General features: G+C 68.9%; 16 protein-coding genes. 3 read left to right on the top strand and 13 right to left on the bottom strand.

The annotated features are described in order from the left end of the window. Positions 1–37 precede the first annotated feature (37 nt). Genes QE395_RS04700 through pilG form a run of 4 tightly spaced genes read right to left on the bottom strand, consistent with a single transcriptional unit; the run spans position 38 to position 3,433 of the window. On the bottom strand, positions 38–2,074 hold the full coding sequence (locus QE395_RS04700) for a methyl-accepting chemotaxis protein (protein ID WP_068853718.1): 2,037 nt from the start codon (positions 2,072–2,074) through the stop codon (positions 38–40). A 43-nt stretch (positions 2,075–2,117) separates the two neighbouring features. Further along, positions 2,118–2,648 carry a chemotaxis protein CheW gene (locus QE395_RS04695; RefSeq protein ID WP_068853719.1) on the bottom strand — a complete coding sequence of 177 codons (531 nt, stop codon included), beginning with the start codon at positions 2,646–2,648 and terminating at the stop codon, positions 2,118–2,120. After that, positions 2,648–3,013 carry a response regulator gene (locus tag QE395_RS04690; RefSeq protein WP_068853720.1) on the bottom strand — a complete coding sequence of 122 codons (366 nt, stop codon included), beginning with the start codon at positions 3,011–3,013 and terminating at the stop codon, positions 2,648–2,650. Before QE395_RS04690 ends, QE395_RS04695 begins: the two co-directional genes overlap by 1 nt. An 18-nt stretch (positions 3,014–3,031) precedes the next feature. After that, positions 3,032–3,433, bottom strand: coding sequence for a twitching motility response regulator PilG (gene pilG / locus QE395_RS04685; protein WP_068853721.1), 402 nt, complete (start codon positions 3,431–3,433; stop codon positions 3,032–3,034). A 248-nt stretch (positions 3,434–3,681) separates the two neighbouring features. On the opposite strand from pilG, the gene gshB reads away from it, so the two are divergent. Both gshB and QE395_RS04675 read left to right on the top strand, forming a co-directional pair. Continuing rightward, positions 3,682–4,632 (top strand): glutathione synthase, encoded by a 951-nt coding sequence (gene gshB, locus QE395_RS04680; RefSeq protein WP_068853722.1) that lies wholly within the window; start codon positions 3,682–3,684, stop codon positions 4,630–4,632. Next, a complete protein-coding gene (locus QE395_RS04675) occupies positions 4,629–5,516 on the top strand; it encodes an energy transducer TonB (protein ID WP_095364343.1) in 888 nt (295 codons plus the stop codon). The genes gshB and QE395_RS04675 overlap by 4 nt, the downstream gene beginning before the upstream one ends. A 25-nt stretch (positions 5,517–5,541) precedes the next feature. Here QE395_RS04675 and tsaB read toward each other — a convergent pair whose 3' ends face one another. The 8 genes from tsaB to QE395_RS04635 form a co-directional block, all read right to left on the bottom strand. Then, on the bottom strand, positions 5,542–6,246 hold the full coding sequence (gene tsaB / locus QE395_RS04670; RefSeq protein ID WP_210130877.1) for a tRNA (adenosine(37)-N6)-threonylcarbamoyltransferase complex dimerization subunit type 1 TsaB: 705 nt from the start codon (positions 6,244–6,246) through the stop codon (positions 5,542–5,544). Positions 6,247–6,251: 5 nt separating this feature from the next. Further along, entirely contained in the window at positions 6,252–8,288 is a 2,037-nt protein-coding gene (locus QE395_RS04665) for an ATP-dependent DNA helicase (RefSeq protein ID WP_095364373.1), read from the bottom strand. 37 nt (positions 8,289–8,325) lie between these two features. Beyond that, a complete protein-coding gene (locus tag QE395_RS04660) occupies positions 8,326–8,856 on the bottom strand; it encodes a hypothetical protein (protein ID WP_184126766.1) in 531 nt (176 codons plus the stop codon). Between the two features lie 23 nt (positions 8,857–8,879). Next, positions 8,880–11,318: a penicillin-binding protein 1B gene (mrcB, locus tag QE395_RS04655; RefSeq protein WP_306987691.1), complete on the bottom strand. Its 2,439-nt coding sequence runs from the start codon at positions 11,316–11,318 to the stop codon at positions 8,880–8,882. Between the two features lie 89 nt (positions 11,319–11,407). Continuing rightward, positions 11,408–12,442 (bottom strand): glycosyltransferase family 2 protein, encoded by a 1,035-nt coding sequence (locus QE395_RS04650; protein WP_306987689.1) that lies wholly within the window; start codon positions 12,440–12,442, stop codon positions 11,408–11,410. Continuing rightward, complete coding sequence (locus tag QE395_RS04645; protein ID WP_306987687.1) at positions 12,442–13,326, bottom strand: NAD-dependent epimerase/dehydratase family protein; 885 nt, start codon at positions 13,324–13,326, stop codon at positions 12,442–12,444. Before QE395_RS04645 ends, QE395_RS04650 begins: the two co-directional genes overlap by 1 nt. Before the next feature lie 52 nt (positions 13,327–13,378). Next, positions 13,379–14,941: a hypothetical protein gene (locus tag QE395_RS04640; RefSeq protein WP_306987685.1), complete on the bottom strand. Its 1,563-nt coding sequence runs from the start codon at positions 14,939–14,941 to the stop codon at positions 13,379–13,381. Positions 14,942–14,970: 29 nt separating this feature from the next. Next, positions 14,971–17,124 (bottom strand): bifunctional (p)ppGpp synthetase/guanosine-3',5'-bis(diphosphate) 3'-pyrophosphohydrolase, encoded by a 2,154-nt coding sequence (locus QE395_RS04635; RefSeq protein ID WP_306987683.1) that lies wholly within the window; start codon positions 17,122–17,124, stop codon positions 14,971–14,973. 96 nt (positions 17,125–17,220) lie between these two features. On the opposite strand from QE395_RS04635, the gene QE395_RS04630 reads away from it, so the two are divergent. Next, on the top strand, positions 17,221–17,757 hold the full coding sequence (locus QE395_RS04630) for a hypothetical protein (protein ID WP_068853731.1): 537 nt from the start codon (positions 17,221–17,223) through the stop codon (positions 17,755–17,757). A 40-nt stretch (positions 17,758–17,797) separates the two neighbouring features. On the opposite strand, the gene hrpA is transcribed toward QE395_RS04630, so the two are convergent. Further along, entirely contained in the window at positions 17,798–21,898 is a 4,101-nt protein-coding gene (gene hrpA / locus QE395_RS04625) for an ATP-dependent RNA helicase HrpA (protein WP_095364349.1), read from the bottom strand. Positions 21,899–21,903: the final 5 nt, after the last annotated feature.

Genomic DNA, 21,903 nt, shown 5'->3' with positions numbered 1-21,903 from the left:
ATCTGCTGATTCCTTCCCTCTCCGCCCTGCCCGCGGCTCACGCCGGCAGCTTGAAGTCGGCAACCGAGCGGCGCAGGTCGGCCGCCAGCTGTGCCAAATGACCGATCGACTCGGCGGTCTGTCCCGCGCCCTGCGAGGTCTGGCCGGTAATCTGACGGATCACGCCCATGGTGCGGGTGATGTCCGACGCGGCCGACGACTGCTGCTGGGCGGCGATCGAGATGTTCTTGATGAGGTTGTTGAGCGCGTTGGACACGCGTTCGATTTCGGTCAGTGCAGTACCGGCATCCTCGGCCAGGCGTGCACCGGACACCACTTCGGCGGTGGTCTGCTCCATCGAGCTGACCGCTTCGTTGGTATCGGCCTGAATGGCCTGGACCAGGTTCTCGATTCGGCGGGTCGCACCGGAGGTGCGTTCTGCCAGGCGCTGCACTTCGTCGGCCACCACGGCGAAACCACGGCCGGCTTCACCGGCCGAGGCCGCCTGCACCGCGGCGTTCAACGCCAGGATGTTGGTCTGCTCGGAAATGTCGTTGATCAGTTCCACGATCGAGCCGATTTCCTGCGAGGACTCGCCCAGGCGCTTGATGCGCTTGGAGGTTTCCTGGATCTGGTCGCGGATCTGGTCCATGCCCTGGATCGTTTCACGCACCACGCCGGCGCCTTCGGCGGCGATGACCACCGAGCGCTGTGCCACGTCGGCCGACTCGGCGGAGTTGCGCGACACCTGTTCAATACTCGACGCGATTTCGCCAATGCGGTCCGATGCCGAGGTGATCTGGTTGGCCTGGTGGCCCGCCGCTTCGGCCAGCTGCATGGCCGTGGCCTGGGTTTCCTGGGTGGACACGGCGACCTTGGCCGACGTGTCGTTGATGGTGGTCACCAGGTGGCGCAGTTCGTCCACGGCGTAGTTGATTGCGTCTGCGATGGCGCCGGTCATGTCCTCGGTCACCGAGGCCTTTACGGTCAGGTCGCCCTCACCCAGCGAGCTGATTTCGTCCAGCAGCCGCATGATGGCCTGCTGGTTGCGGCTGTTGAATTCCACCTGGGTCTGGTAACGCAGTTCCTGTTCGCGCGAACGGCTGCGCACGGTGCTGCTGACGAAGCCGATGATGGCGATCAGCGACAGTGCGCCGGAGATCACGCCCAGCCAGAAGTTCGGGAACAGGCGGGTATCACGCACCGAACCGAACGAGGAGAACGCCTCGAACAGCTTCTTGCTGTCATCGAGCATCTTGGTCGAACCGCCGGTCAGCGCCGCGGCCGAGGACTGCGCCGAGAACAGCTGGCGCGAGCTGGCCAGGATCGCGTCGGCGTCCTGCTTCATGGTGTCCCACTGCTTCTGCGACTGCTCCAGCGCGGCCAGCGCGGCGGCATTGCGGACCGGGGCGATGCCCAGTTCTTCGTTGCCGTTGCGCAGCGCGTCCAGCACCTGGGTGAACACCACCGAGTCGCGGGCCAGCGCGTCGCCCGCGGCGGCGGCGTTGCCGCCACCGGCGCGCATTTCGGTCACCCGGCGGGCCATCGAGCCCACCACCACGACCTGCTGCAGGGCGTTGTAGACCTGCGACGCCGGGGCGCCGCTGGCCGACATGGCGCGCACCACTTCGTTCAGCTGGGCCTGCAGGGCAGGCACGCCGTTGACGAAGTTGTTGGCGTTGCCGGCCAGGGCCAGCACCGCCGGTTCGCTGGCCACCAGCTGGGCGGCGCTCTTGCCGAGCGGCTCCCAGGTCTGGGTCAGCTGGTTGAGCGGACCGGACACGTTGGCTTCGCTGCCGTAGCGGCCCTGCAGGCTGCTCACGGTACTTTCGATGCGGGCCTTGGTGTCCTTGAAGGCGGTGAACGCCTGGGCGTTGCCCGAGACCGCTTCACGGCCCTGGTTGGCCAGCTGCTGGGACAGCACCTGGAGATCGGCCGCGCCGGTACTGGCACCGGCCAGGCGACTGCCCTGCCAGGTGGCCACGCCGGTGTTGACGCCGAACACGATCATCGACAGGGCCAGCAGGCCCAGCCAGAAATTGGTTCCTACCGTGCCCAGCTTGCCGGCCTTGGCGGTTTCCGAAGAAGTACTCATCGTTCAACCTCGATCTTCAATGCAGTGAGGCAGGCAGCAGCGTTCACGCCGCGGCCTGCCTGAATTCGGGGGTACGCGACAACAGCGAGAGCGAGAACACGCCCCAGTCGTGGCCGTCGCCATGGAACGCGCGGTCGATGAAATGGGCGTAACGGCCGCTGGCCAGGTCGCCGCTCTCGATGTCCTGGTCCAGCTGGAAGCTGCGCTGGCCGAACAGTTCATCGATGGTCAGGGCAACGTCGCCGCCGGCCTGCCGCATGATCAGCACCCGCTGGCCTTCCTGCTGCACGGTGCGCTCGCCTTCCATGAAGTACTTCAGGTCGACCACCGGGAACAGGTTGCCACGCAGGTTGCCCACGCCCAGCAGCCACGGCTGCGCGCCAGGCACCGGGGTGATCGGCGGCATCGGCACGATTTCGACCACCTCGCGGAAGTCCGAGACCAGGTGGCGCTTGCCGACCCGGTAGCCGACGCCGCGCCACAGGTCCTGGGCGAACTGCCGCTCGGGCAGCTGCACCGCATGGGCCAGGCTGCGCCGTTCGTAGGCTTCAAGGATGTCGAAGGGAGAACGCATCAGGACACCAGCAGTTCATTGATCTGCGCGATCAGGTCTTCTTCGCGCGGTGGCTTGACCACATAGGCAGCCGCGCCCTGGCGCAGCCCCCAGGCCTTGTCGGTTTCCATCGCCTTGGTACTCACGATGATCACCGGGATGGCCTTGGTCTTCTCATCGCGGTTCAGCGCGCGGGTCGCCTGGAAGCCGCTCATGCCCGGCAGCACCACGTCCATCAGCACGAGCTGCGGCTGGTGTTCCTGGACGAGCTTGATCCCGTCCTCGGCGTTGCCGGCCTCGAGCACTTCGTGCCCGGCCTTGGTCAACCATTGGATGAACACCGCCCGGTCGGTCGGTGAGTCCTCGATCAGAACGATTCGAGCCATTGTGCCTTTCCCCCCTGGTCAGGCGTTTACGTATGTGCGGATGGCACCCAGCAGTTCTTCACGCGTGAAAGGCTTGGTCAGGTACTGCTCCGAGCCCACGATGCGACCGCGCGCCTTGTCGAACAGACCGTCCTTGGACGACAGCATGATCACTGGCGTGGCCTTGAACAGCTGGTTGTTCTTGATCAGCGCGCAGGTCTGATACCCGTCGAGACGGGGCATCATGATGTCCACGAAGATGATCTGCGGCTGTGTGTCGGCGATCTTCGCCAACGCCTCGAAACCATCGGTCGCGGTCACTACTTCGCAGCCTTCACGCTTGAGCAGCGTTTCGGCCGTTCTGCGGATGGTCTTCGAATCATCGATGACCATTACCCTGAGCCCTGCGAGTTCCCCACCCGCAGCCATGTTTTCAGTCATTACCTTTCCCCGAGCGCGCGACGCTTCTGCTTTGGTCCGGCGCCGCTGCGAAAGCGTATCTATATCCCACCACGCGGCCGTCATCAAGGGTGTGCTTCCCAAGCCAAGCCGGGAGCGCCCCCCGCGAACCGGCCCGGCCCGGAACTGCGCAAAGCGTGAAGACCGCCGGACGCTGCGTTCCGCCGCTCCGGGCAGGCAATACGGGCGCATTGCCGCTACCATCAGCGCCTGCCCGCCAGGTTGCGACCATGCCGTTGAACGTCATCGTGGTGATGGATGCCATCGCCCATATCAAGATCGCCAAGGACACCACCTTCGCCATGCTGCTGGAAGCCCAGCGCCGTGGCCATGCCCTGCACTACGTCAGCCCCGGCGGGCTGGCGCTGCGCGACGGGGTGGCGATGGCCCGTACCGCGCCGCTGCAGGTGCGCGACGACAAGCATGACTGGTTCACGCTGGGCGAATTCAGCCAGACCACCTTCGGCCCCGGCCAGGTGGTGCTGATGCGCAAGGATCCGCCGGTGGATGCCGAATTCATCTACGACACCCAGGTGCTGGGCGTGGCCCAGCAAGCGGGCGCGATGGTGGTGAACGACCCGCAGGGCCTGCGCGACTACAACGAGAAGCTGGCCGCCCTGCTCTTCCCGCAGTGCTGCCCACCGACCCTGGTCAGCCGCCGCCACGCCGACCTGAAGGCGTTCGTGCTGGAACATGGCCAGGCCGTGCTCAAGCCGCTGGACGGCATGGGCGGGCGCTCGATCTTCCGCAGCGGCACCGGTGATCCCAACCTCAACGTGATCCTGGAAACGCTGACCGATGGCGAGCGCAGGCTGACCCTGGCGCAGAAATTCATCCCCGACATCACCGCCGGCGACAAGCGCATCCTGCTGGTCGACGGAGAGCCGGTGGACTATTGCCTGGCGCGGATTCCGCAGGGCGACGAGTTCCGCGGCAACCTGGCCGCCGGTGGTCGCGGCGAAGGCCGCCCGCTGAGCGAGCGCGACCGCTGGATCGCCGCCCAGGTTGGGCCGGAAATGAAGCGCCGTGGCATGCGCTTCGTGGGGTTGGACGTGATCGGTGATTACCTCACCGAGGTCAACGTCACCAGCCCCACCTGTGTGCGCGAACTGGATGCGCAGTTCGGGCTGAACATCGCCGGCACCCTGTTCGACGCGATCGAGGCCAGCCTGGCGCAATGAGTACGGCGGTCGCCCCGATGGTGCCCCTGCAGGCCCGCGAATCGCAGCGCCTGGGCGCGACCCTGGCGCTGTCGGCGCTGGTGCATGCGCTGCTGATCCTGGGGGTGGGCTTCGCGGTCAGCGACAACGCCGCGCTGGTGCCGACCCTGGACGTGATCTTCAGCCAGACCCAGACCCCGCTGACCCCCAGGCAGGCCGACTTCCTGGCCCAGGCCAACCAGCAGGGCGGCGGCGACCACGACAAGGCGCAGCGCCCGCGTGACAACCAGACCGGGATCGTGCCGCAGCCGCAGGCGGGGCTGTCGCCGGTGCCGCAGCAGCGCCAGGATGCCGCGCGCCCGCCACCGCCGCAGGCGCGGGTGGTGGCCAGCCGCAACAGCCCCGACCCGATCGCCGAGGCGCAGCCACAGCCACTGCCGGAGAATCCGCAGCCGGACGCGGCGATGACCGCGCGCGAACAGCGCGATGCCGAAATGGCCCGACTGGCCGCCGAGGTGCACCTGCGTTCGGCGCAGTACGCCAAGCGCCCGAACCGCAAGTTCGTGTCGGCCAGCACCCGCGAATACGCCTACGCCAATTACCTGCGCGCGTGGGTGGACCGCGCCGAACGCGTGGGCAACCTCAACTACCCCGATGAGGCGCGCCAGCGCCGGCTGGGCGGCCAGGTGGTGATCACCGTGGGCGTGCGCCGCGATGGCAGCGTGGAAAGCAGCCGGATCCTGCGCAGCAGCGGCACGCCGCTGCTGGATGAAACCGCGCTGCGGGTAATCCGCCTGGCCCAGCCGTTCCCGCCGCTGCCCAAGACCGATGACGGCGTGGATATCCTGCAGGTCACCCGGACCTGGGTGTTCCTGCCCGGCGGCGAGCTGCGCGACGACCGGTAACGCCGGCTCCGGGCGCTCTGATTGATCAGCGCTGCTTTGCCGCCCGCGCGGCCTGCTGTTCGACCAGGGTCAAGGCGACGTTGTTGCGCAGGTAAGCCGGTTCAACCAGCTCCGGGGCCATCGCCTCGCCGCGCTCGAACATCGGTACCGCCAGCGCCAGCAGGTCGGAGGCACGCGGCAATGCCTGCGCGTCGACACCGTCCAGCTGATCGGCAAGCCGCGTGGCCAGCACGCCCTCGGCCGCGCCGAAGCCGGTGCCGACGCCGAACCAGCGGCTGCCATCGGGCAGTTCCACGGCCTCCGGCGCACACACCACTTCCTCGCCCTGCAGCTGCCACTGGCCATCCACGCACACGTGGCGCGCCGCATAGACCTCGCCCATGCGCGCATCGATGCTGCTCAGCACGTGGGTGGCTTCAGCCGGCGCGCGCAGCGCCAGCACCTGCAGGGTGGAGACCGGGATCAACGGGCGATCCAGCGCCAGCGCGATGCCTTGTGCGATGGCAATCGCCAGCCGCACGCCGGTGAACGCGCCGGGCCCCCGCCCCAGGGCAATCGCATCCAGCTGCGAGCGCGCCAGCCCGGCCTCGGCCAGCAGTTCCTCGGCCCAGGGCAGGCTCAGTTCGGCATGGCGGCGCGGGGCGATCTCGAAGCGCTCACGCACCTGCCCATCCACGTACAGGGCAACGGAGCAGGCTTCGGTGGCGGTTTCAAAGGCGAGCAGTTTCATGGGGATCAGAACAGGGAAGTAGGAAAGGCATCGGCAACCGCGGCGGGACTGGCAGTCCCGGTGTCGGCAGCAGTGGCAGGCCATTGTGGCGCAAAGAAGGTCTGCACATCGCCCAGCGAACGGGTGCGCCGGAACGGCGGCAGCGAATCCAGGAAGGTGCGGCCGTAGCTGCGGCTGACCAGGCGCGGGTCGCACAGCACCAGCACGCCCCGGTCGGTCTCGCTGCGGATCAGCCGCCCCACGCCCTGCTTGAGCGCGATCACCGCCTGCGGCAGCTGCTCGTCGCGGAACGGATTGCCGCCATCGCGTCGGATTGCATCCAGCCGTGCCTCGAACACCGGGTCATCAGGGGCGGCGAACGGCAGCTTGTCGATCACCACCACGCTCAACGCATCGCCCACCACGTCCACGCCCTCGCGGAAGCTGGCCGAGCCCAGCAGCACGCCGTTGCCCGATTCGCGGAAGCGCTGCAGCAGCGTGGCGCGCGGCGCCTCACCCTGCACGAACAACGGCCACGGCGCGTCGCGCAGCGCTTCGGCGGCTTCGCGCAATGCGCGATGCGAGGCAAACAACAGGAATGCGCGCCCGCCCGATGCCTCCAGCACCGGGGTCAGCGCGCGGATCAGCGCGGTACCAAAGCCACGCGCGGCCGGATCCGGCAGGTCGGTCGGCAGATAGCACAGCGCCTGCCGGGCCCAGTCGAACGGACTGGGCTGCAGCAACGTGATCGGGTCGTCCAGGCCCAGCCGCTGGGCGATGTGCTCGAACCTGCCGTCCACCGTCAGCGTGGCCGAGGTGAATATCCACGCCGCCATCGAACGCTGGCGGTGCTCGCGCAGCGGCCCGGACACATCCATCGGCGTGCGCTGGCAGCGGAAGCCACGCGGGGTGAGCTCATACCAGAGCACCTCGGCCGGTGCTGGAACCTGCTCCGGCTCGGTATCGAAGTCCAGCAGCGGCGCGTCATCGCCCAACCAACGGGACAACCGCGACACCGCCTCCATCGCCCGCGCGTGGCAGGCATCCAGGCCGGGCGACGACGCGCGCACGCCATCCAGTACATCGCGCAGCCCGACCAGCGCACTCATCGCGGCATCGAAGCCATCGCGCACCTGCGGCACCGCCAGGGCGCGCCACTGGGTACCGCGCGCGGGCAGGCCGTCCATCGCCGTGCGCAGCTCGCGCAGGGTCTGCTCCAGCGCGTCGGCATGCGCGTGCAGCGCGGCCTGCGCACCGGCCACGCTGCGGCTCTCGGCCAGGCAGTCGCGCGCCAGCTCCTGCCACGGCCGCATGCCGAATCCTTCGCCGAAGAAATTGGCGGCCAGCTCCGGCAACTGATGCGCTTCGTCGATCACGAACGCCTGCGCGCCCGGCAGGATTTCGCCGAAGCCCTCCTGTTTGAGCGCCAGGTCGGCCAGCAGCAGGTGGTGGTTGACCACCACCACGTCGGCCGCCTGTGCACGCTGGCGCGCCTGCACTACGAAGCAGTCATCCCAGAACGGGCACTCCGTACCCAGGCAGTTGTCCACCGTGGAGGTGACCATCGGGTACAGCGGCGAATCGTCAGGTAGCGCTTCCAGTTCGGCCATGTCGCCGAATTTCGTCCGCCCCGACCAGGCCAGGATGCGCTGGAACTGCGCCACTTCCTGCGGCGAGGTGAAGCGCGGCTCACCGCGCGCCTGCTGCAGCCGGTACCGGCACAGGTAATTGGACCGCCCCTTGAGCAGCGCGCTGCTGTGCCCCACCCCGAGCGCGGCACGCACGCGCGGCAGGTCGCGGTGATACAGCTGGTCCTGCAGCGCGCGGGTACCGGTGGAAATGATGGTCTTCAGGCCCGACAGCAGCGCCGGCACCAGGTAGGCGAAGGTCTTGCCGGTGCCGGTGCCGGCCTCGGCCAGCAGCACCTCGCGCTGGTCGAAGGCTTCGGCGATGGCCGTGGTCAGGCGCAGCTGCGCCGGACGGGCGACGAAGGCATCAAGTTGGCTGGCGAGCGTGCCGCCCTCGTTGAGGGCTTCACTGCTGGCGTGGGCAAGGCGGGACATGCCGTCATTGTAGTGCCGGCCGCTGGCCGGCACCGTTTCAATAGCGCTTGATGCCCGGCACCGTGCAGCCTTCCAGCTGGGCGTGCGCCGATGCCGCGTTTTCCTTCTCGCCGCGCGCCAGGCGCGCCTGTTCGATGGTCGCCCAGTGGCGGCGGCACAACGGGCCGGTCTTTGAGCCAAGCTCCACCGCCTTGCGGGCCAGCGTTTCGGCGCGGGCCCAGTCGCCCTGCAGCAGCGCGATCTCCGCGCGTTCCTGCACGATCGACGGATCACCTTCGTTGATCAGCAGCGCCTGGTCCAGCGCTTCTGCCGCACCGGCCAGGTCGTTGGCCTGGCGCTTGGCCTTGGCCACCACGCGCAGGTCCTCGATGCCGGCATCGCGCAGCGGCTGCACATCCAGCTCCTTGTCGTCCTTGCCGGCGCTGGCATCCACGGCCGCCATGCGCTGTGCCGGCGTGGTGGTGTCGACCGGCGGCTTCACCGGCGGCGCGGTGGACACGCAGGCGGCCAACGCCAGGCCGAGCGCGAGCACGGAAGCGGTACGGATCACGGTGCGGGAAGTCGTCATGCGGAGCTGCCTTGCGTTGCGCTTCATCGAGCGGGGGGAGTGGCCGCGGGAGCGGCCTGCGCCGGCTCGGCGGCCGGTTCGGGCTTCTTGTCCAGGCCGAACCAGCTGCGCCAGCCACCGCCTTCGCCACCCTCGCCGCCTTCGCCTTCCGGCAATGCGGTGGGGGCCACGCAGGCAGTGTAGGCCGGCGCGTAGCCGACCACGAACGGGAAGCGGCGCGCGCCCGGGCAGGACTCGTCGGTGGCGGCGGTGCCGCCGGCTTCCACCGGCTGCCAGTCCAGCCCCTTGTTGCTGACCTTCAACGGCGCGCTCGGCAGGCGGCTGAAGATGCCCGACCAGACCCGCATGGCGCCGGTGGCGCCGAACAGGCCGGTCTGCTCGTTCTGGTCGTTGCCCATCCAGACCACCGCCAGGTGGTCGCCGGTGTAGCCGGCATACCAGCTGTCACGACCATCGTTGGAGGTACCGGTCTTGCCGGCCGCCTGCAGGCGCGACAGGCCATCGGCGTTGAGGCGCGCGGCGGTGCCGCTGGACACCACCTGCTGCAGGCCGATGCTGATCAGGTTGGCGGCGATGGAGTCGCCTTCCTGGGCCGGCGCCGGGGTCTTGTCATAGCGCTTGAGCAGCTTGCCCTGCGGATCGAGCACGCCGCGCACGGCGTGCAGCGGCTGGATCTCGCCACCGGACGCCAGGAACTGGTAAAGCTGCGCCATCGCATAGGGGCTCTGGTCGGTCGCGCCCAGGATCACCGACGGATTGCTCTCGGCCTTCAACCCGGCCAGCACGTGGATCAGCTGGGTGACCCGCTCCGGCCCCACCTGCATGCCCACCCGCACGGTGGCCTGGTTGTAGGAATTGGCCAGCGCGTCGACCAGGCGCACGGTACCGTGGCTGCGGTTGTCTGCATTGCCCGGGGTCCAGCGCTTGCCGCGGCTGAGCTGCACGGTCACCGGCGAATCATCGACGAAGGTGGCCAGCGAATACTTGTCCGGCTGGGCCAGCGCCAGCAGGTACACGAACGGCTTGAGCAGTGAGCCGACCTGCCGCTGCGCTTCGATGGCGCGGTTGAAGCCCGGCTCGGACACATCGCGACTGCCGACCACGGCCAGCACGTCGCCGTTGTGCACGTCGGTCAGCACCAGGCCGGCCTGCAGTTCGGGGCGGCGCTTGTTTTCCAGCGACTTCAGCGTTTTGGTCACCGCACCTTCGGCATAGGCCTGGGCCGAGGGCGCCATGCCGGTCATCACGCTCAGGCCAGCGCCCTGCAGCACGGCTTCGGGGTAGTCATGGCCCAGCTGGCGGCGCACCAGGTCGACATAGGCCGGGAACCGGTTGGCGGCGATCAGGCCGGGGTTCTTCGGCACGCCCAGCGGCGCTTTCAGCGCACGCTGCAGCTCGGTGTCGTCGATCAGGCCGTTCTCGTGCAGCTTGCCGAGCACGAAGTTGCGCCGGTCCAGCGCGCGCTCGGGGTTGCGGCGCGGGTCGTAGTAGGACGGCCCCTTGACCAGCCCGATCAGCAGCGCGATGTGTTCGGTGTTGAGCGAGGACAGGTCACGACCGAACCAGAATTCGGCGCCGGAGGACATGCCGTGGATCGCCTGGCTGCCGCGCTGGCCCAGGTACACCTGGTTGAGGTAGGCCTCCAGGATGGTGCGCTTGTCGTAGCGCGCCTCTATGATCAGCGCGTACAGCACCTCGTTGAACTTGCGGGTGACGGTCTGTTCCTTGCCGATCCCGAGCAGGCCGCTGCGGGCCAGCTGCTGGGTCAGCGTGGAAGCGCCCTGGCGGCTCTGGCCGCCGGAGCGCACGGTCACCCAGACCGCGCGCGCGATGCCGCTCAGGTCGATGCCATGGTGACGGTTGAAATCCTTGTCCTCCACCGCCTGCAGGCCGGTGACCAGCAGCTCGGGGGTGTCTTCGAGCCGGACCAGGCGGCGCTCTTCCTGCTTCTGGCCGTACAGGGTGGCGATACGCGCCGGGTCCAGCCGCGCGGCCTTGAGCGCCTTGCGGCTGTCTGCGTCGCGCAGCGAGGCGACCTGGCCACCGGACAGACTCAGCTCGATCCTACGCGGCGCGACCTTGCCGTCGACGTCGTTGTAACCGCGGCTGGACACCACGAAGCGGCCGCCGTCCTGGCTGAAGGTGGCCGGCGCCTTGCCGGTGCCGTCATCACGGTAGGCCGATGCCGCCAGCTCGGTCTTGAGCGTCTGCGCATCCATGGCCACGCCCGGCGCCAATGCCAGCGGCCGTGCGTAGACGCGGGTGGGAATCTGCCAGCGCAGTTCGCCGAAGCGCTGGGTGACCTGGGTGTTCAGGTACACCGTATAGGGAATGAGGAAACCCAGCGCCAGCGCCACGGCGGCCATGCCCCAGGTGATCAGGCGACGGCGCCACAGCGGCCAGCGGCTGTCGGTGTCGTCCTCGAACGCGTCGTTGTCGTCGGAATCGTAGCGTGGGGGCACGGGAATCGGGCAGAGTTGAATCTGTCGAGTCTAACGCAGGCACCGCAGCCGCAGCTGACCGCCGCGTCCTCGTTTCACCCCAGTTCAAATCAGGCCAGGCCGCGCAGCCGCCATCCCGCCCATGCTCCCGTGCAGGCGGCTGCTACGCCCTGCCAGCCGCCGCCGGCCAGGCAGACGTTTGCCAGGCGGGCCAGCAGACGGGGCGCGTCGTGACCGATCCAGGCCCAGCCGACATCCGGCCTGCGGTAAAGCTGCACGCGCGACCATGCCATACGCCAGGCGATCGCCGCCAGGCCCTGCACGCGCGGCGGCGCGATGTTCACATCGCGCTGGTCCAACACAGCCTGCAGGGCCTGCAGGCGTTCGGCCGTGCGCCGCCGTGCCACCGCATCCAGCAGATCCAGCCCGCGCAGCCGTTGCAGGAACGAACGCCGGGACGCCCCGATCTGATTGCTGCCGTGCTGGCGATAATCGATGGTCGGACGCGGCAGCAGGTCCAGGCCACCCTGCAGTGAAGCAATCACCGCCAACCACTCATCGTGGCTCCAGCGCGCGGCGATGGGCAGCCCTTGCGCCAGCAGCGAACGGCGCAGCGCACAGGTGGCACCGGTGACGAAGTTGCGCAGCAGAATCGCATCCAAGGCTTGGCCGGAGCGCTCCAGGTCGATCTCGGCCGGATGGACGCGGAGCACCTCCAGCAGGGTGCCGCCCAGCGCGTCGCCATGGCCATCCACCAGCCGGGCGTCACTGTGCAGGAGCAGCAGCGCCGGGTCTGCGTGGAACCGGCGCACCGCCGCCTCCACCCGGTCGGGGTGCCATACGTCGTCCTGGTCGCAGAGGAAGATGATGTCTGCCCGACAGCGCTGCATGGCGTCGGAAAAATTCAGTACGTAGCCGAGGTTGCGCTGATGCTGGACAACGGTGACTCCGATTCCCATGGACCGCGCGCGCGTGGCGAATGACGCCACGATGCTCAGCGTTGCATCGGAAGAGCCATCATCGCCAATCACCACTTCATCCACCGGCATGCTCTGGGCCAGCACGCTGTCCAGCTGCGCCTGCAGGTAACGCGCGCCGTTGTAGGTGCACAACGCCACACCGATGCGGGGGGGCACGATCGACATCAGCGTGCGCCACCGCCGAGCCGGGCCCGGGCCTGCTCCGGCGTCATCGGCGTCCACGTACTGGCGTCCGGCTGGAACGCCCTTGGGTGGACCCCCAGCAATGACACCAGCGCACGGTTGTCGGCGATCAGGTCCTGCTGCAGCCGGGATACCGGACCGCGCGCCCGCGGCAGCAAGGCGGCAAGCAGGCGCAACGCCGACAATGGAAGGTACAGGGGCAGCGCGCCGCCGCCCAGGCTGGCATGCACCCGGCGGAACATCTGCATGTAGTCCAGCCGCTCGCCACCGCCGATCTCCAGCACCTTGCCGTCCACCGCGTCGCTCTCCAGCGCAGCCAGCACGGCCTGGGCGATATCGTCGGCATGCACGGGTTGGCGCATGCCGTTGGCCATGGGGATTGGGAACAGGCGCAGACGGCGCGCGCGCGCGACGATCGGCGACAGGCTGCGGTCCACTCCCGCGCCGTAGATCAAGGTCGGCCGGAACAGGGTGTACGCCATGCCCAGCCGTGCCGCCTGCCGGGCCAGTTCGTCCTCGCCGTACTGAAGTCGGGCCACCACCTGCTGTTCGTCGCTCTGCGCCGAGCCCTGCTTGGTCACCACGCTCATTGAACTGGTGGCGATGATCCGCGGTGCGGGCGCCACCGCCTGCGCTGCCAGCCAGTCCGCCCAGGCGTCCATCGGACTGAAACTGACGATGGCACGCCAGCGCTCGTTCAGGTCTGCGGCCAGCACGGTCTTCAGGTCACCGGTCCGCCATTGCACGCCCGCCTGCGGCGGTTGCGGCCGTCGGCTGATGGCCACCACCGGTACGCCGGTCAGTGCAAGGCGGGCAATCAGGAAGCGGCCGATCTGACTGGTCGCCCCGGAGACAAGGACGGTCATGCCGGCCCCAGGAATGAAGGACCAATACTATAGCCGAGCCCGTTGGCGGCTCTCAGCGCTGGGCGCCGATGTCCCGTAGCCGCGCCTGCAGTGACTGGAACTCGGCGGCGCTGGAGCCTGCGCCCCAGCGTGACGCCATCTGCAGCGCCAGCGTCGCGAATTCGACATCTCCCTGGCCCAGCCGTTCACTGCCGATCGCCAGCCAGCGCTGTGCCAGCCGCTGGCGTGCCGGGGTCAGCGCCGCATCGCCGGGCGACAGGGTCTGCCACGCTTCCAGGCAGGCGCTGGCGGCCTGTACCCGGTTGCCGCGCAGATGGTCCTCGAAACAGGCGCCCGTATCGGGGATCAGGCGTTGCGTGGCAGCGCGCACGCGCGGGTCCCGCGGTGCCATGGCCTGCGCTTCGCGCAATGCATCGTAAGCGCTTCGCCCAGGAGGCGAGAGGAAATCGCCGCGGGCCTGGGCTTCATCAAAGCGCCGCAGCAACGCAACCACCTCCCGTTTGCCTCGGGCATTCGGCGCAGGGGGCGAGGTCAGGGCGCGTTCGGCCTGGCGGGCTTGGGTGATGGCCTGGCGGGCGGTGTCCAGTTGGCGTCCATTGGCTCCCAATGCCTCTGCCGACGCCAGCGCCTGCCCCGCCAGATCAAAGCGGAAGTCCGCCGCCAAGCGGGCGGCCGAGGCCAGCAGCGCCTCGATCGCCCGCTGCTGTCCCTGCTGCGCTGCGGTATCGTCCGGCCGCGTCGCCAGCACACTCTGGAACGCCTCGCCTGCCGCCTGCCAGCGCTGCCTGCGCAGCAACCGCTGTGCTTCGTTCAAGCGGGCTTCAAGCGCAGCGTTCAGCGCCGCTTCGCTGGCCGGAAGATCGACATGACCGGGGTCGAAGCCGCGCGCTCTGCGCACCTGTTCCGCCGCTGCGGCCACATCTCCCCGCGCCGCCGCGTCGCGTGCCTGCTGCAGCAGGTCTGAAAGCGCATCCTCGCGCCCTTCCAGTGCGCGCAGGTGGTTGGGCGCGCGCGCCAGTACCATCTGGAACAGCGGCAGGGCGCTGTCATCGGTGCCATCCAGGCGTTGCGCCTGCAACGCCGCTTCTGCCCGGCCCAACAGCGCGCCGATACCGGCCCCCTCCTGCTGGTGGTCGCGCAGCCGGCGCGCCACGGCATCGGCATCGCGCTGCGGCACCTGCAGTTCGCGGGCCAGGGCCAGCGCGCGTTGCGCGGTTGCCGCATCGCCGGCATCGAGGGCGGCAGCGGCCTGCGCCAGCGCGGCCTGGCCCGTACGCGCCAGGCCGGCGCGGGCCTGCGGACGATCGCTGTCCAGCGCCAGCGCCGCCTGGTACCACTCACGCGCGCCGCTGCCATCGGCTGCGCTCAGGCGGCCCGCGGCCAGCGCACGGTCGCCCCTGTCCAGCAGCTGCTCCACCTGCGGCTCATTCCAGAACCAGTTGGCCAAGGGGCGCCCGAACGCGACCAGCAGTACGAACACCACCACCGCCACCAGCAGCGCCCAGCGCCAGATGCGCCGCGACTGCCAGGCCTGCACCCACCACCAGCGGCCTTCGCGGCGCACGCGGCGCAGGGCGGCATGCGCGGCGTCCTCATGGTCGGGATGGCGGCTCATTCCGTGAGCGTAGCGTGAGTCACGTGAGGTCAGCCCAGACGCCGCGCGTCGCTGACGCCGGGCAAGGCATCCAGCTTCCCCAACAGTGTCGAAAGCTGGCCGTAATCGCTCACTTTCAGGCGCAGGCGCAGGTGCGCACGGCCGCTGTTGCGGACGTTGTCGCTGTGGATGTCCAGCACGTACGCATCCTCCTGCGCGATCAGGTTGGTGATGTCCTTGAGCAGCCAGCGGCGATCCACCGCGTCGACCACCACGTCAACCTCGTAGCCTCCGCCTGCCTGGCCCCATTCGACCGGCAGGATGCGCTGCGGGCTGGCGGCGGACAGCCGCGCCAATGCGGCACAGTCGGTGCGGTGCACGGTGACCCCGCGGGTACGGGTCAGGTAACCGACGATGGGCTCGCCGGCCACCGGCTGGCAGCAGCGCGCCAGCTGCACCAGGAGGTTGCCCACGCCCTGTACGGTGAACTTGGACTTGCCCAGGCTGTCGCGGCGCGCGGTGGGCCGTGGCAACGCGGGCACCGCCGGCTGCGTGGCGGCACGTTCGGCTTCGAGCAGTGCCCGGCTGACCTGGTGCGGGCCGGTGTCGCCCAGCGCCACCTGGATGTACAGGTCATCGACGCTGTCGGCATGGAACTTCTTCGCCGCCACGGCCAGGTCCGCCTGCGCCAGCCCGAGCCGCTTCAGTTCGCGGTCGAGCAGGTCGCGCCCGGCCTGCACGTTGCGCGCCCGGTCCAGCTTGTGGAACCAGCCGCGCACCTTCTCGCGCGAGCGGTTGCTTGCGAGGTAACCGTTGGAGGCCAGCAGCCAGTCCCGGCGCGGGTCGGCTTCCTTGCCGGTGAGGATTTCGACCCGGTCTCCACTGCGCAGGCGGTAGGTGAGCGGCACGATGCGCCCATTGACCTTCGCACCACGGCAGCGGTGGCCGACCATGGTGTGCACGTGGTACGCGAAATCCAGCGGCGTGGCGCCCTGCGGCAGGTCCATCACCTCGTCCTTCGGACTCAGCGCATAGACCCGGTCCTCGGTCAGCTCGGCGTCCAGCGCACCCGCCAGCTCCCCGCCATGACCTTCCTGCGACTGCTCCAGCAGCTGGCGCATCCAGGTGATCTTGCGGTCGAACGCCTTTTCCGCGCCCTTGCTGCCTTCCTTGTAGCGCCAGTGTGCGGCCACGCCGAGCTCGGCCTGGGCGTGCATGTCGTGGCTGCGGATCTGTACTTCGATGGTGCGCCCTTCCGGCCCCACCACGGCGGTGTGCAGGGAGCGATAGTCATTGGCCTTGGGCCGGGCGATGTAGTCATCGAACTCGCTCGGCACCGGTGCCCACAGCGAGTGCACCACGCCCAGCGCGGCGTAGCAGGCCGCCACGTCCTTGACCATCACCCGCACCGCGCGGATGTCGTAGAGCTGCTCGTAGGCGAGCCGCTTTTTCTGCATCTTCCGCCAGATGCTGTAGATGTGCTTCGGGCGCCCGCTGACCTCGGCCTCGATGCCCTGCGCCAGCAGCTCGCGCGACAGCACCTTCTTGACCGACTCGACATAGCGTTCGCGCGCCAGCCGTGTTTCGTCCACTTCACGTGCAATGCGGCGGTAAGTCTCCGGCTCCAGGTGCCGGAACGCCAGATCTTCCAGTTCCCACTTCAGCTGCCAGATGCCGAGCCGATTGGCCAGCGGCGCATGGATATCGCGGGTCAGTTGGGCCAGCGCGCGGCGCTCTTCCTCGGGCAGGCGATCGGCCGCGCGCATCCGCGCAAGCTGCCGGGCCAGCAGGATCGGCACCACCCGCAGGTCCTGGATGATCGACAGCAGCAGGCGGCGCAGGCCTTCGCTGTTGCGCCCGGCATCGCGCCCGGCGTGCAGCGCCCAGACCTGGTCGGCCGCGTCCAGGCCCTCGAGCAGGCCGAACACGGCCGTTTTGTGGCTGCCCAGCGGAAGTGCGTCCAGCCCGGCACGCAGCCACGGCAGGTCGAACAACAGGGCCGCCAGCAGGGCGCTGTCGTCGGCCGACAGCAGGGCCAGCGCATCCAGGGTATCGGCCAGCACCGGCCAGGGGGCAGACTGGGCGTGGTCGGCATCGTTGGCCTGCCAGCGCTTCAGCAGCGCCTCGCGCACTGCGGGGGACAGCGAAGCCGCCGAGGGTCGGTTCAACAAGCCATCCAGGCCGGGGACAGAAGCGCGGTTCACAGCATCATGCAGACAAGATAGAGAGCCCTACACTAGCGCTGGTATCGTTGCCGGACAATCAGAACCGGTTCCATCGTGCATTCCTGGAGAGCTGCCATGCGTTTTTCCCGTCTTAGAGTGTTGGCCGCTGCGGCCGTCCTGCTGGCCATGGCCGGGCCCGCCCTCGCCCAGCGCGTGGTCGAAGGCGACCTGCAGCAGCAGATGTCCCCGGCCGAATTCAAGGCAGCTGGCCTGGACAAGTTGAGCCCCGCCGAACTGGCCGCCCTCAACGGCTGGCTGCAGGGCAAGGTGGCCGCGGTCAGCGCTGACGTGCGTGAGCAGGTGCGCGAACAGGTGCGCGAAGAAGCACGCGAGGAAGGCCGCCAGGAAGTGATCGTGAAGAACCGCGGCTTCTTCGACTTCGGCAGCAAGGAGCCGATCGTGAGCACGCTGCAGGGCGAGTTCCGTGGCTTCGGCAAGGGGCGCCGTTACGTGCTGGCCAACAACCAGGAATGGGAGCAGACCGACGACACCACGCTCTCGGGTGTGCGCCGCACCGATCCTGAAGTGTCGATTGCGCCGGGCGTGATGGGCGCCTGGTACCTGCAGGTCAAGGGCACCAACACCCGCGCCAAGGTCCAGCGAATCAAGTGACCCGCATGTCCCGCGCGGTTGCCGCGCGGGACATGCCCGTTCACGCCTGGCGCAGCGCCGCCACCCGCTGGGCCAGTTTCTTGGCCGAAATGCCGGTCTTGGCCCCCAGTTCCTGCGCGAACAGCGACACCCGCAATTCTTCCAGGTCCCAGCGCAGCGCCTGCCACTGCGTGCGGTCGCGCAGGCCGCGCGCCTGCGCCTCTTCCAGGGCATCCAGGAACGGCCGCAGTTCCAGCATCCGCGCCTGGTCACGCGGCGGATCGCGCTTGGCCCGTTCGCTGCGCAGGATCATCGCGCGCAGGTAGCGCGGATACTGCGCCAGTGCTTCAGCAGGCGTCTCACGCAGGAACCCGGGATGGACCAGCGCCGCCAGCTGCTGTTCCAGGTCATCCAGGTTGCCGCGCGCCCAGCCCATCAGCGGTGCTTCCAGCAGCGGCTTGAGTTCGGCCACGTGCGCCAGGATGTTTTCCGCCAGCTTCAGCCGCGCCATCGCCTCGCCGAACAGGTCGCGGCCGGCGGCATCGCGCCGCTTGGCAAAGGCCGCCGGGTCGCGGATCTCGCCCAGGCCGTCGGCCAGCACGGCATTCAGCGCCGCATCCACCAGGTCACCGCGCAGGCGTTCCTGCGATTCGATCGAGGCATACAGCAGGCCGGTCTTGGGCGGCACCGGCAGCTGCTTGCGGGCCTGCTTGGCCTTGTCGGCCAGCGCGATATCCATCAGCCGGCGTACGCCACGCGGATGCTGCTCCAATGCTTCGTTGCGGTCGGCGAAAATGCGCAGTGAGGCGGATTCACCGGCATCCACCAGCGCCGGATACGCCGGCACGCCGGCTTCACCGGGTACCTGCAGCGGAATCGGCGCCACCGGGAAATCACGCAGTCCTTCGGCTGCCAACGCACGGCCAGCGCGTGCGGCGAATGCATCGCCGGCCTGCGCGCCGAAGCGGGCGCGCAGCGCCTCCAGGTCGCGCGAGGCGGCCAGCAACCTGCCCTGCGCATCGTGCAGGCGCAGGTTCATGCGCAGGTGCGGGTCGAGCGCGCTTTCATCGAAATCGATGGCCGCCACCTGCGCGCCTGTCGCGCGCGACAGGAACCGGGCCAGTTCGCCACGCAGGTCGTCGGCGCTCGGCGCGGGGAACGCCTCGGCGAAGGCGCGCCCGAAGTCCGGCGCCGGCACGTAGTTGCGGCGCATGGCCTTGGGCAGGCTGCGGATCAGCGCGGAGGCCTTGTCGGCCACGAATCCCGGCGCCAGCCACGACAGACGTGCCGGATCCAACGCGTTGAGCAGGTGCAACGGCACATCCAGGCTGACGCCGTCTTCGTCGCTTCCCGGTTCGAAGCGGTAGTGCAGCGCCAGCCGCGCATCGCCCAGCGGCAGGTAGGTCGGGTAGCGCTCGGCATCGCTGCCCTCGCCCGGCAGCAGGTCGGCCAGCGTCCACGCCAGCGCGCGCTTCTTCTCCGGGGCCAGCGCCTTCCACCAGGTATCCAGACCGGTGGCCGAATGGATCTCGGCCGGAATCCGGTCCAGGTACCAGCGCGCCTGCCAGCCTTCATCGGCCACGATGCCGGCGCGGCGCAGCTTGGCTTCTTCTTCGCGCGCCTGCTCCAGCACCTTGAGGTTGTCGGCGATGACACTGGCGCGGGTGTTGATCTCGCCGGTGACCAGCGCCTGGCGCACGAAGATGTCGTGCGCCTCGCCCGGGGCGATGCGGCCGTAGTGCACCGGCTTCTTCGGTGCCAGCACCAGCCCGAACAGGCTGATCTGCTCCGAGGCCAGAACTTGGCCCTGCGCACGCGACCAGTGCGGATCAAAGTGCTTGCGCAGCAGCAGGTGCGGCAGTTCGGCGATCACCCAGTCCGGTTCGATCGCCGCATTGGTCAGGCCCCATACCTTCTGCGTATCCAGCAGGGTGGCGGCCAGCAGCCATGGCGGCGGCCGCTTGGCCATCACCGAGCCGGGGAAGGGCAGGAAGCGGCGCTGGCGCGGGGCCAGAAAATCGCCCTTGTCGCTGCGATGGCCGATCTGGGTCGGCAGGCCGGCGATCAGTGCACGGTGCAGGGTCTGGTAGGCCGCGGCACGCACGCGCTCGCTGAAGGCATTGCGGGCCTCTACGGCCGCTGCGGGGGCGGCGGGCACAACCGTGGCAGCTGGCGGTTCGACCTTGCCCTCGCGGGCCAGACGGGCGGCACGATGCTGCTGGCCACGGGTGGCCTTGGCCCTCCCGGCATCATCGCGAACGGGCGCAGGGGCCGACGAACCGGCCAGCAACGGCGCCATCGCATTGTCCACCGGCTCCTCGCTCCAGCCCAGCTCTTCGCAAAGCACGCGCAGCTGGCGGTGCAGCTCGCGCCATTCGCGCATGCGCAGGAAGCCGAGGAAATGGCGATCGCACCAACCGCGCAGCTTGGATTGGGTAAGATCTTCGTGGGCCTGGCGATAGCCTTCCCACAGGCGCAGCACGCCGACGAATTCAGAGCGCCCATCGGCAAACAGCGCGTGTGCGTTGTCAGCCGCGGCACGCGCTTCGGGTGGGCGTTCGCGCGGATCCTGGATGCCCAGGAACGAGGCAATGACCAGCATCGGGCGCAGGCAGCCCTGCGCCTGCGCGGCGACCAGCATGCGGGCCAGCTTCACATCCACCGGCAGGCGCGCCATCTGGCGGCCGATCGGGGTGAGCCGGCGGTCGTTGTCGATCGCGCCCAACTCGCCGAGCTGCTGCCAGCCATCGGCAATGGCGCGCTCGTCGGGGGCTTCCAGGAACGGGAAATCCTCGATCCGGCCCAGGCCCAGCTGCAGCATGCGCAGGATCACCCCGGACAGGCTGGAGCGGCGGATTTCCGGATCGGTGAACTCGGCGCGCGACTGGAAATCCGCTTCCGAGTAAAGCCGATAGCAGATGCCTGCGGAGACGCGACCGCAACGGCCCTTGCGCTGGTTGGCGCTGGCCTGCGAAACCGCCTCGATATGCAGCCGGTCCAGCTTCTGGCGCGGGCTGTAGCGCTTGACCCGGGCCAGGCCCGGATCGATCACGTAGCGGATGCGCGGCACCGTGAGCGAGGTTTCGGCCACGTTGGTGGCCAGCACGATGCGGCGTTTGCTGCCCGGGTTGAACACCGCGTCCTGGTCCTTCACCGACAGCCGCGCGTACAGCGGCAGCACTTCGGTTTCGCGGTATTTACGCCGTTCCAGCGCCTGGTGCGCGTCGCGGATTTCGCGTTCACCGGGGAAGAACAGCAGGATGTCACCGCGCGGGTCGAGCCGGGTGATCTCATCCACCGCCGCCACCACCGCATCGTTGACGGTGCGTTCGCCATCGCGGCCGCCGTCCTCATCGCCACCGCCCTCGCCTTCCAGCGGGCGGTAGCGTACTTCCACCGGGAACGTGCGGCCTTCCACGCTGATCACCGGCGCATCGTCGAAGTGCTGGGCGAAGCGCGAGGTATCGATCGTCGCCGAGGTGACGATCAGCTTGAGGTCCGGGCGCTTGCGCAGCAGCTGCTTGAGGTAGCCGAGCAGGAAATCGATGTTGAGGCTGCGTTCGTGCGCCTCGTCGACGATGATCGTGTCGTACTGCGACAGCCAGCGGTCGCTGCTGATTTCGGCCAGCAGGATGCCGTCGGTCATGAACTTGATGCGGGTATCGTCGCCGACCCGGTCGGTGAAGCGCACCTGGTAGCCGACCGTAGTGCCCAGCTCGGAGTGCAGCTCCTGCGCCACGCGGGTGGCCACCGCACGTGCGGCAATCCGTCGCGGCTGGGTGCAGCCGATCATGCCGGCCACGCCGCGCCCGGCGGCCAGGCACAGCTTGGGCAGCTGGGTGGTCTTGCCCGACCCGGTTTCACCCGCGATGACCACGACCTGGTGTTCGCGGATCAGCGCCGTGATGCGCTCGGCTTCACGCGCGATCGGCAGGCTGTCGTCCAGACTGATCGACGGCTGGTTGAGCGCCCGCGCCTGGCGCCGCTGCACCGACGCGTGCAGGGCCTGCTGGAATGCCGCCGCCACGCCGGCATCGGCCGGTTTGGCCCGCCAGCGCGAGAGCATGCCGAGCAGACGACCGCGATCACGGCTCATGGCCCCGTCAATGGCGGCCTGCTGCGAAGACAGGGACGAAGCATCGGGTTGTTTGATAGCGGTCATCAATC

The sequence above is a fragment of the Stenotrophomonas sp. SORGH_AS_0282 genome, from assembly GCF_030818125.1.
Taxonomy (GTDB): Bacteria; Pseudomonadota; Gammaproteobacteria; order Xanthomonadales; family Xanthomonadaceae; genus Stenotrophomonas; species Stenotrophomonas rhizophila_A.
Note: the sequence above shows the minus strand (reverse complement) of the source record. Positions and strands in the feature narration are given on the sequence as shown.